Genomic DNA, 11,179 nt, shown 5'->3' on the forward strand with positions numbered 1-11,179 from the left:
TTCCCCGAAGAAAACACAACATCATCCGGTATTAGCACCGCTTTCGCGATGTTATTCCGAATTCAAGGGTAGATTATCCACGCGTTACTCACCCGTGCGCCACTTTACTTATCCCCCGAAGGGAACTTTCTCGTTCGACTTGCATGTGTTAAGCACGCCGCCAGCGTTCATTCTGAGCCAGGATCAAACTCTCCGTTGAATCTCTGTACTTCCTCCTAAGAGGATTACTCAGGGGTATGTTCTTATTCTTTCACTGCCTGATTTTCAAAGATCGATTTTTTCGATCCGCCGCCGTAAGCAACGAGGTGCAAACTACCCATTTGACCCAAGGGTGTCAACACTTTTTTTTATATGTTTTTAATCATCAAACTATCTCTTTGAAAAAAAAAGAAAAAAATAATTGAAACATCTCTTCCGTCAAAGACATCAGGAGATCCTTTACAGGAAAACCTCATCGGTATGGCATCAAAAAATTCCTTGCCCCAAGACAGCGTCAGCATTGAAAGGCGGCCTGAAGCACAAAATCATTCCTGCTCTTTCCATAAGAGACAGCATCCGATCTTCGCTCCCCCCTGAAACAGCAGGGACATAAACACCCGCATCCTTTCTACCTATGGTGGCAGAACAGGAAAGCATCGATCTCAAAAACTACTTCCGAACAGGAAACCGCTATCCGGTACAGACATCATTAGATGCCCCTTCCGTGGGTGCCCAGAATCTTGCCCTCAGGAGCATTGCCGCCGTAGCCATAGGACAGAAAGATGGCTCTCTTCAGGAAAATAATAGCTCTTCCTCAGTCGCCCAAAAAATATTTCCGGTGTTTTCCAAAACAGGACTTGATTTTCCCGGCCAGACAACGCAAAAAAACAAAGTTTTCCGTGTGGCAATGCAAAAAAAACTCTCTAACCAAAGGAGCAGACATGAACCCCGGTATCTTCAGGGAATACGATATTCGCGGTATTGCAGGAAAAGATTTTGATGCAGATGACGCAAACCATATCGGCAAGGCCATGGGCACCCACATGGTTCAGAACGGTTGCCAAACCATTGCCGTAGGACGGGATTGCCGCAGCAGCTCGGAAGCCTATCAGGCGGCCCTTGTTCAGGGCCTTCTCTCCACGGGCATGGATGTTGTGGAAATTGGTATCTGCCCCACCCCTGTTCTGTACTTTGCTACACATCACCTGAAAACCGATGCAGGCATCATTGTCACGGCCAGCCATAATCCTCCCGAGTATAATGGCTTTAAAACCACCATGGCCGGCGCTTCCCTTTTTGGAGAAGAGCTCCAGACCATACGCAAAATCGTCACTTCCCAAAACTTTCTCCAGACACCGACACCTGGTAAAACATCCAGTGCAGATCCCCTCCCTGCCTATGCGAACTATATCCTAAAGGACATTAGCCTCAAAAAACCCATGAAAGTGGTGGTGGATGCAGGCAATGGCACCGGCGGCGTGGTGGCCCTTCCCCTACTCAAAGCCCTCGGATGCCAGGTAACCCCCCTGTACTGCGACATGGACGGCTCCTTCCCCAACCATGAAGCCGATCCCACCATTGCCGAAAACCTGAAAGACCTGATCCAGGCCGTCACCCGGGAAGGAGCAGATGTGGGCATCGGTTATGACGGAGATGCAGATCGTATCGGCGTAGTGGGTCCAGATGGCCGCATCTTTCACGGGGACCAGCTCATGATTCTCTTTTCCAGAGAAATTCTCAAAACAAATCCCGGTGCCACCTTTATTTCTGAGGTCAAGTGTTCCCAGACCCTGTATGAAGACATTGCAAAAAATGGTGGAAATCCCATCATGTGGCGCACGGGACACTCCCTCATCAAGCAGAAGATGAAGGAGACGGGTGCCGTACTGGCGGGTGAAATGAGCGGCCACATGTTCTTCGCGGATCGATACTTTGGCTACGATGATGCCATCTATGCAACATGCAGGCTTCTTGAGATTCTTTCTTCTACCCCAAAAAGCCTGAATGAGCTTCTCTCCGATGTCCCCCAGACCTTTAATACACCGGAAATCCGAGTTGACTGCCCGGATGATCAAAAATTTACCATCGTAAAAGCCATCACGGAATTCTACAAAAAGAGTCATGATGTCATTGACATTGATGGTGCGCGGGTATTGTTTAAAGAAGGATGGGGCCTGGTGCGGGCCTCGAATACCCAACCGGCTCTGGTTTTGCGCTTCGAAGGAAAAAGCCCTGAAGCCAGAGATGCCATCCGAAAAGAAATAGAGGCACAGGTACAGCTCTTTACCCGCTAGCAAAGAAGTTGAATCATTACACATGGGCAGACGTCGGCGACACATCCGACGTCTGCCTTTTTTTTGTCTGTAGAGCCCCCCCTCTTTTATCCTGATGCCAGCAGCATCCCGGCTCTTCTTTTTTTTGCATAGCCTCGCTGTCTGAAACAAAAAAATTTGGCCAAAGATGCCCCATGGAGTGTTCATTTTAATAACAGCCAACTTTGAACGATCAAGTATCTGTTGACAAAACAAACATAAAATCCGTATATATGCCCCCAATTTGGTGGAATTTATGACAGGACATGGAAAAATTCTATACATCTCTACCTCAGGGGGGCACACATGACCGAAGCAATAAAAAATAAGGGATGGATGGTGACATCGGCAGGAGTCGGTATCAATCTTGCTCTGGGAATTTTATATGCTTGGAGCATCTTTAAATCCGCCATTGAAACTTCCATTCAAACGGGAGGTGAAGGTGCGTTCACATGGAACCCTGCAAATCTCAATGATCCCTACTCACTGTGCTGTCTTGCCTTTGCTTTTTCCATGATCCTCGCAGGAAAATGCCAGGACAAGTTTGGCCCCCGCATTACCGCCTTTGCAGGCGGAATTATGGTAGGACTTGGCTTGCTCTGGATTTCACAAAGTACAAGCTACTGGGCATGGGTACTTGGATTTGGCCTCCTGACCGGTACGGGTATGGGCTTTGGATATTCCGCAGCCACACCTCCTGGATTAAAATGGTTTCCTGCTTCCAAAACTGGTCTTATTGCGGGTCTCATTGTCGCTGGTTTTGGCCTTGCCCCCGTCTATATTGCTCCTCTTTCCGAATACCTGATTACCAACTTTGGCGTAAACCATGCCATGCTTATATATGGTATTGCATTCGTTGTTATTGTATGCGGCCTGTCCCTTTTCCTGGTGAATCCGCCCGCAGGTTATAAGCCCGTTGAGACCCAGGCAAAAGCCCTTTCTAAAAAAGGTTCAAATGCCGAAATTCCCTGGAACAAAATCATCAAAACCATGGCTTTCTGGAAACTGTGGATAATTTATTTTGTTGGGGCAGGTGCCGGTCTGATGGTGATCTCCAGCGTGGCAGGGCTTGCCAAAAAAAGCATGGGGGAAATGGCCTTCATCGCCGTAGGTATCATGGCCATCGGCAATGCTGGAGGCCGTATCATCACTGGTGTGCTTTCCGATAAATTCGGTAGAAATGAAACCATACTGGCGGTGCACATTTTCCAGGCCATCCTCATGCTTGCGTCCATTCCTCTTGTAGGAGGGCAGCATACGAGTGCCATTGCCATTGTTCTTCTGGCAACCTTTATTGGCTTTAACTATGGTGCCAACCTGGCCCTTTTTCCCTCCATTGCAAAGGATCTGTGGGGCATCAAAGGCTATGGAGTCAATTACGGTCTTCTCTTCACGGCATGGGGAGTGGGCGGTTTCGCTCTGAGCCGGATCTCCCAGATGATGAACTCCATGACCGGAAGCATGAACTCATCCTTTATTGTTGCTGCCATCCTGCTGGCTATCAGTGCCATGGTGACGGTCACCCTCATCACAGAAAAAGGCCCGCAAGAAGACGTTCCGGAAGGAGCAATTTTTCAACCCGGCCTGGGCTTTACCATGGCAGATGGTGGTGAAAAAATAGCAGACACGGAAAACAAATAAAAATCAAATTCCGCCTGAATTCAAGGAACAAGGGGGAGGGGCTATGAAAAAACTTCATGGCCCCGTCCCCGTATATTTTATGCCCCAATTTTTGAATTTCGTTCAGGATTGGTTTGGAATATTCCAAAATCCTGCACAAAACATCACCGTATCAGCCGTTGTCAGGAACCTCCTCCACCGGATCTGAGCCAGATACAGCATGTGTGGACAGACCGATGGCGCAGTGAGCCAAAACGGCACAATGCCAATTATTTTTTTAAGGAAAGGAAGAATAAAAAATGGAAAAAACGTACGCAAACCCAGGCCCCCTCGGGCTGATGGGTTTTGGCATGACAACCATCCTGCTGAACATCCACAATGCGGGTTTCTACCCGATCAGTGCCATGATACTGGCCATGGGACTTTTCTATGGTGGTGCGGCACAAATCCTTGTCGGGATCATGGAATTCCGTAAAGGAAACACCTTTGGCACCACAGCCTTTACCTCCTACGGCCTTTTCTGGCTGACGCTGGTATTTCTGATGGTTATGCCCAAGCTGGGCTGGGCAGATCCGACACCCCACGGATACATGGCCTGGTATCTGCTGCTCTGGGGGATCTTTACACTGTTCATGTTCTTCGGAACCCTGACGGGAAGCCGGGGACTTCAGTTTGTATTCTTAAGCCTCACGATCCTCTTTTTTCTCCTTGCAGCCCGTGATTTCACAGGATCCGAACTGATTGGAAAAATTGCCGGATTTGAAGGAATTCTCTGCGGTGCCAGTGCCATTTATCTGGCCATGGCTGAGGTTCTGAATGAGCAGTTTGGTCATACGGTACTGCCCATCGGCGAACATGCCTGAAAAACATCCCCGGTTCACAAGCAGTGCTAAAAGCTAAAAGAGACGCGGCGTGGATTCACATATTCCCGCCGCGTCTCTTTTGTGGGGGTACCATGCTGAGAGATATGAGTTCAGAGGCTTTTTAAAATCCCGATTGAAGCCGAGTCATGCACACATCACACATCTCATGGGACTTAAAATCAATGTCTTCCACATAGGTGGAAGAACGCATGACACAATTCTGATTGGGACAGTGCACCAGCCCAAAATTATGGCCCAGTTCATGAATGACCTCCTTGACCAGACGTTCCGTGAGAAGATCCCGATTCTCAGGAAGGCCATAAAATTTATTGTTCAGCCGATGCAGGCTGACAAGGGATGCTATCCCGCGCAGCTGGGCCTCTCCAAAAACAAAGGTAAGTACAGGAATAAAAATATCGACATCTACAATCCCCAGAATTTTTACCGCATCCTCAGGTGGACTGGAAATAATTTCAAGAAGAATGCTGGATGAGTGATATTGCAGACGGTCAGGATCCAGTACCTTTTCAAGATCCATCGACCTGCACAGATATTTAACAGGATACCCGAAAGTCTGAAAGATACGCCTTTCAAGAACCTCCATCCAAAAAAAAGGATCCGTTTCAATGGGAAGAATATAAATATATCCCATGATCAGGCCTGGAAATGTTCATATCTTGTCAGCTGATACTTCCGGATCCTCCGGGTCAGGGTGAAACGATGCACTTTCAGAATATCTGCAGCCTTTGCAAGATCTCCTCCCGTAAAATCAAGAACCTTCTGAATATGTTTTTTTTCTACTTCTTCCAGGGAAAGCCTGCATTCTTCCAGTCCAACCTTAGGGGACGGGGTAAAAAATGCAAGATCATGACATTCTATCACCCTGCCCTTTGCGACCACCATGGCGCGTTCCAGTACATTCCGCAGTTCGCGGACATTACCGGGCCAGTCATGAGCCATCAGACAATCCAGCGTCTCATCTGAAATATCCACAACATTTTTATTCATGGATTTTGCATACCTCCGGATGAAGGCTCGGGCAATGGCATGAATGTCCGTTTTACGCTCCCGCAGAGGTGGAATACGGATAGAAACAACATTCAAACGATAATACAAATCTTTACGAAAAGATCCGGCCTGCACGGCCTCTTCAAGATCACAGGTTGTGGCACAGAGAATGCGAAAATCCACCTCAGTTTCACGGTTACTCCCAAAAGGAGTAAAACGGCGTGTCTCGATCACCCTCAGAATATCCGCCTGCATTTTTTCACTGATCTGTCCAATTTCATCCAGAAACAGGGTTCCCTTATCCGCCATTTCAAGCCTTCCCTGGCGACGATACAAGGCGCCGGAAAAAGCCCCCTTTTCATGTCCGAAAAGCTCTTTTTCCAAAAGCCCTTCCGGATATGTGCCACAATTTATAGTAATCATCGGGAAATACTTGCGGTTGCTGTTGCCATGTATCGCCCTTGCGATCATTTCCTTACCCGAACCACTCTCTCCCCTGATGATCACAGCCGCCTCTGTAGGTGCCACATCCATCACCCTTTCCATAGTTCTTTTCATGGCAGGACTCTCTGCATGAATTTCATCGGAAAAAGAAAAATTTTCGAGACGCTGTCTGAGGTGACGATTTTCATAGTAAAGTCTGCGTTGCTCCACAGCATTACGGATCAGATGGCTCATGTCATCCGGGTCAACGGGTTTAACAATATAATCGAAAGCCCCCTCCTTCAGGGCCTGAATACTCGTATCTACCGAGGCAAAAGCCGTGAGAATGATGGTGATGATGTCTTTGTCAATTTTCTTGATTCTTCTTTGTAACTCCAATCCATCAATACCCGGCATACGAATATCCAGCATCACAATGTCCCATGTTGCTTCCTGAAGCTTACGGAGAGCGGTATGGGCGTCCCCAGCGGCACTGACCCGATACCCATCCATTTCAAACCACTGGGTCAAGGCATTCCGGATAGAGACTTCATCATCCACAAGCAGTATGGCGATATCAGAAGGTTTCATGCGCCTCTTTATCCCTTTCCTTTTTATGCTGCATCCTGGGCTTCTGGGACTCTTTATATCGCAGACCTCCCCACGGGGCAATACAGCCTTCCACCATCCTCCTATGCTTTTTACCCATCCAGCCCATATAGGAACACTCCATAGCCATATGCCAAGTGCAGGATGCTATCCCTTTCCTCGCTTGTTTTTTCATAAAAATCACTCAAACTGCAAAAGGCATCTTGCTTTTCTGGTGCATTGCATGATAAAAAATCTTCACACAAACGGTGCACCCACAGAAAAGGCATACTGCGCCTCCCCTGCTTTGTACCCATCGGCATCCTTCTGTCTTGCTCAGCCCTTTTCTGTAAATCCGGATTTCGGGAAAATAAACTATTTCCCACTTCGCACACCAGTACAAAGGGCCATAACCGACAAACGAACCCTCTACACCCGATGATCTTCCCTGATGTACGGATCTGAAAATGGAACGTCCCTGGACGTACCAGACATAAAAGTGGCACATTATGCCACTTTCAGCGTTTTCTGCCACAACCGAGCCTAAAGGAGGAAGTGTTTTGGAAAAATCTGAAGGTACCGTCAAATGGTTTAGTGACAAAAAAGGGTATGGCTTCATTGAAAAGGACTGTGGAGGCGATATTTTTGTACATCATTCATCCATCCAGATGCAGGGCTTCCGAACGCTGGCTGAGGGGGAACGCGTCTATTTTGAAATTGAACAAAATGATCGCGGAGCCGCCGCAAAGAATGTCTGCCGAACGTAACGGCATCATCCAGTCTTCTCTGCTTCATTGCCGTTTTTTTTACTGTCCTTGATCCGCATTAGGGAAAAAGACCTCATTGTGCAGGTCTTTTTCTGCTTTCAAATTTTCTGAATCATCCCTGCCTTGTCAATCCAGCCGTCCCCTGCTAAATTCCCCCAGATTGTTCAGCTCCTCTCTTTTCATGCAATACGCCATAAGGATTTCAATGAATCTCTCACAGTCCCAAATGGACGCCGTTCGGCACATGGACACACCTGCCCTTGTCATTGCCGGTGCAGGCTCAGGCAAAACCCGAACCCTCACTGCCAAAATCGCTTACCTCCTCGAAAAGGGCTTTTCTCCGGATCGTATCCTCGCGATTACCTTCACCAACAAGGCCGCAGAAGAAATGAAATCCCGCCTGGTACGACAAACCGGCCTGGCGGCAGATCTTTTCCCATGGGTTCGCACTTACCATTCTGCCTGCCTTCAGATTCTTAAAAAACATGCTGAATGTGCAGGCTATAGCCCTCCTGTACAAATCCTCGCCGGATATCAGCAGCAAAAAACCCTTCAGGAAATTGTGGTTCGGCTCAACATCGACAAGAAAGAGACCCCAAGGCTGCAATATAAAATTTCCATGGCAAAAAACCATGGGGATCCTGAAGACTTCATCCAGGGACTCCCTGAAATAGAGCGGGTACAGACCCGCGAGGTTTTTCGGCAGTATGAGAAAGCCCTAATGTCCATGAATGCCGTGGATTTTGACAATATTCTTCTGAAAGTGCGGGACATGCTCCGGGATCATGCAGACATCCGAGACCATTACCGTTCCCTGTTCAGCTTTATTCTTGTGGATGAATATCAGGACTCCAACAATCTACAAGAAGAACTGACCCGGCTGCTTTTGGGGCATGGCAATCTCTTCTGCGTGGGGGATGACTGGCAGGCAGTATACGGCTTTCGGGGCAGCAATGTGAACCATTTCCTGCGCTTTCAGCAAACCTACCCCAAGGGCCAACTTTTCCGGCTGGAAGAAAACTACCGCAGTGCGGACGAAATTGTACAGGCTGCCGGTGCCCTCATCCAGAATAATCCCCGGCGTATGGAAAAGCACTGTTACTCGGGAAAGCTGGGAGGCACAGTAGAGCTCTATTATTTCTACAATGAAAATGAGGAAGCCAAATGGGTAAGCAGAAAAATCGGTTCTCTTGCTAAAAGCGGGGTGCCCCTGGATCGCATTGCTGTCATCTACCGAACCAAATTCTGCTCCCTTGCCTTTGAAAAAACGTTCCGTGCCCTTAACATCCCCTACCGCATGCTGGGCTCCAAAGGATTTTTTGAACGTATGGAAATCCTGGATCTCAATGCCTACCTTACAGCTGCTGTTTTTCCCAAGGACGATGCAAGTTTTGAGCGTATTCTCAATACACCCAAACGGGGAATCGGGCCCGCCATGGTCAAAAAAATGCAGCAGGTGCGTTCTCCCGGTGACAGTCTCCAGGACGCCGCCCGTCACCTCCTCGGAAAACGTATGCTCAGCCCCAAAATACATACCGCCCTGGAACAGCTGATCCTTCTACTTGATACTATACGGGACATGGCCCCGGATGCGGCTATTCGGGAAGTGATAACCCAGACCGCCTACCTGAACTATCTGGAACAGCTTTCCAAGGCAGACAAGGGCGATTTCACTTCACGCCAGGAAAACATTGACGAATTGATCTACACCGCAGGACAAAAAATGACCTTGCTTGCCTATCTGGAAGATGCCGCTTTGATCCGTGAGGACAAGGAAGAAGAAGAGGATAAGGGCCGGGGAGTCAACCTTGCCACCGTACATGCCAGCAAAGGGCTTGAGTTCCACTCCGTCTTTGTGGTTGCCTGCGAGGAAGAACTCTTTCCCCACTGGAAATCTCTGCAATCCGATGCCGACCTGGAAGAAGAAAGGCGGCTGATGTATGTTGCCATGACAAGAGCGGAACGCTGCCTCTTTCTGAGTGCATCGGAATTCCGCAGAGGACGCCCTTCCGAAGCCAGTCGTTTTATGGCGGAAGTGCAAATTTTTCTTTCAAACTGATCTTTTGGCTCCCGTTCCACCTGGCAAAGGACACAATTTTTACTATTCTGCCCTTTGACAAATCCAATCCGCCGACCTCCGGATCGATGTTCCCATCCAGGCCCGCCCCTTGATGTAATCCAGTAAAAAGCAGGGACACCTCATGGAGAAATCCTGCCTTGAAGCTGCCTGAAAAAATCAGGCTTCAGGTGACATCTATCTTGACACTTATCGAAAGGGGGCCATTGAACTTACATTAAACACCTTTTGGATGCCTCCTTATTGATTTTTTTGACTTGGCGGAGGCAAAAAATCGGTGGGTTTGATGTCAAGAGCCTTGAGCCATGCATTCTGGATTTCGGTGAATGGCTGTGCCAGAACCAGCATCCCTTCAAACCTGACAAGCTTGATTGAATGAAATTTGGTTGTCATCATAAAGGAAGTCGGTTTTGTTGTCCTGCGCTTGGGCCAGCCTGGAAGATCTTCGCCGGTACGGTTGAGATATTCCCGCATTTCCCGTTCCATCAGGCGCCAGATCATAAGAGCCAGAATCATGACCAGGCCGAGAACCTCGATACGTTCCGGTTTCTTCAGAAAGATGCCATCGACAATGGCGGGATCTTTGAGAAATCCAAAATTCTGTTCAATACCGTACTGCCCCTTGTACAGCGAGAGAAGAGCTTTACCGTCGTACTCTGCCCGCTCCGCTTCTGACATGAGGTTGGTCAGCAGGACAATACAGCCAGCTTCCCGGCGTAGTTTCATAATAGCATCTTCATTTTCAAAGATATTCGTTTCCACCCGGTAATCCATCCGGACAGGAGTGCGCTCTTTTCCTTTGGACGGGCGCCCTTTACCATATTGAAAAACGGTAGTAACCCGGGTTCGGATATCATGAAAAGAGGATTGCGTTCCCGTTAGCCTGCGGGCCGCGTCCTCAGCATCTGCCTGACAATGGAAGAGAATGGCCTCCGTTTCTTTACAGCGGATCTTTGTCTCCTCACGATCTTTTTTTACTATCTGATCTACGGCCTTTTGCCTTCGTTTATCATAGGCTGAGGAATGCACAACAATAACCCGATAGGTGTTTCCGTAGAGAGAAACAGATGCCTCCTGATACTCATATACCGTAGCCGGTCGGCTGGGAGTTCCAGGATTTTCTGAAAGAACTCCGATGGGATGCCAGGCCATTATATCTCCGGCTACAGCAGCTTCAATCACACGGGAGCACTCTTTGTACCGGGCGGGAAGACGGGTCAGAAATCGCATCTGATCCGCCTTTGCAAGGTTTTCCTCACTTACCATGGCGGAGTCTGCCACATAGATGGTGGCTTTGTCTTCAAATCCGTGAGCCGCAAGATACTTTGACTCATCTTCTACAGTTGGGAAGCCTTTTTTGTTCAAAATGCCTGTAATTACTATGTCGCATCTTGTAAAAACCCCAAAAGGTGGTGCCACAGAATTGGAATTTAATATTGTTTTTAAAGAAACTATAGTATAAAAATAAGGTGCCCTTACTGGAGGGGGTGCCATGTTTGCCAGAATCAAAAAATCAGGTCGGTATGAGTATCTTCAAATTGT

Annotated in this window: 7 protein-coding genes, 1 rRNA gene and 1 pseudogene; 5 read left to right on the plus strand and 4 right to left on the minus strand. The window is 48.2% G+C overall.

From position 1 onward, the window contains the following. Positions 1–199: ribosomal RNA gene (locus BR04_RS17095) — 16S ribosomal RNA — on the minus strand; the annotation flags it as partial. Positions 200–920: 721 nt separating this feature from the next. Here BR04_RS17095 and BR04_RS17100 point away from each other — a divergent pair. From BR04_RS17100 to BR04_RS17110, 3 genes are all read left to right on the plus strand, one after another. Next, positions 921–2,273, plus strand: coding sequence for a phosphomannomutase/phosphoglucomutase (locus tag BR04_RS17100; RefSeq protein WP_496357241.1), 1,353 nt, complete (start codon positions 921–923; stop codon positions 2,271–2,273). A 324-nt stretch (positions 2,274–2,597) separates the two neighbouring features. Further along, positions 2,598–3,932: an L-lactate MFS transporter gene (locus BR04_RS17105; protein ID WP_496357242.1), complete on the plus strand. Its 1,335-nt coding sequence runs from the start codon at positions 2,598–2,600 to the stop codon at positions 3,930–3,932. A gap of 278 nt (positions 3,933–4,210) precedes the next feature. After that, complete coding sequence (locus tag BR04_RS17110) at positions 4,211–4,774, plus strand: acetate uptake transporter (RefSeq protein WP_496357243.1); 564 nt, start codon at positions 4,211–4,213, stop codon at positions 4,772–4,774. A gap of 121 nt (positions 4,775–4,895) precedes the next feature. Here the strand turns inward: BR04_RS17110 and BR04_RS17115 are convergent, their stop codons facing one another. Both BR04_RS17115 and BR04_RS17120 read right to left on the minus strand, forming a co-directional pair. Further along, positions 4,896–5,426 carry an archaemetzincin family Zn-dependent metalloprotease gene (locus BR04_RS17115; protein ID WP_496357244.1) on the minus strand — a complete coding sequence of 177 codons (531 nt, stop codon included), beginning with the start codon at positions 5,424–5,426 and terminating at the stop codon, positions 4,896–4,898. A gap of 2 nt (positions 5,427–5,428) precedes the next feature. Beyond that, positions 5,429–6,796, minus strand: a complete 1,368-nt coding sequence (locus BR04_RS17120) for a sigma-54-dependent transcriptional regulator (protein WP_496357245.1) — start codon at positions 6,794–6,796, stop codon at positions 5,429–5,431. Between the two features lie 557 nt (positions 6,797–7,353). Between BR04_RS17120 and BR04_RS17125 the strand changes: the two genes are divergently transcribed. Both BR04_RS17125 and BR04_RS17130 read left to right on the plus strand, forming a co-directional pair. Then, positions 7,354–7,560 carry a cold-shock protein gene (locus BR04_RS17125; RefSeq protein WP_496357246.1) on the plus strand — a complete coding sequence of 69 codons (207 nt, stop codon included), beginning with the start codon at positions 7,354–7,356 and terminating at the stop codon, positions 7,558–7,560. 205 nt (positions 7,561–7,765) lie between these two features. Further along, positions 7,766–9,619: an ATP-dependent helicase gene (locus BR04_RS17130; protein WP_496357247.1), complete on the plus strand. Its 1,854-nt coding sequence runs from the start codon at positions 7,766–7,768 to the stop codon at positions 9,617–9,619. A 258-nt stretch (positions 9,620–9,877) separates the two neighbouring features. Here the strand turns inward: BR04_RS17130 and BR04_RS17135 are convergent. After that, positions 9,878–10,972: pseudogene (locus BR04_RS17135) on the minus strand (IS1634 family transposase); the annotation flags it as partial. Between the last annotated feature and the right edge of the window lie 207 nt (positions 10,973–11,179).

This window comes from Desulfobotulus sapovorans DSM 2055, assembly GCF_059569355.1.

Bases quoted from the DNA above. Each gene is read 5' to 3' on its own strand.
- BR04_RS17100 (WP_496357241.1), top strand. From the start codon at position 921: ATGAACCCCGGTATCTTCAGGGAATACGATATTCGCGGTATTGCAGGA.
- BR04_RS17105 (WP_496357242.1), top strand. From the start codon at position 2,598: ATGACCGAAGCAATAAAAAATAAGGGATGGATGGTGACATCGGCAGGA.
- BR04_RS17110 (WP_496357243.1), top strand. From the start codon at position 4,211: ATGGAAAAAACGTACGCAAACCCAGGCCCCCTCGGGCTGATGGGTTTT.
- BR04_RS17115 (WP_496357244.1), bottom strand. From the start codon at position 5,426: ATGGGATATATTTATATTCTTCCCATTGAAACGGATCCTTTTTTTTGG.
- BR04_RS17120 (WP_496357245.1), bottom strand. From the start codon at position 6,796: ATGAAACCTTCTGATATCGCCATACTGCTTGTGGATGATGAAGTCTCT.
- BR04_RS17130 (WP_496357247.1), top strand. From the start codon at position 7,766: ATGAATCTCTCACAGTCCCAAATGGACGCCGTTCGGCACATGGACACA.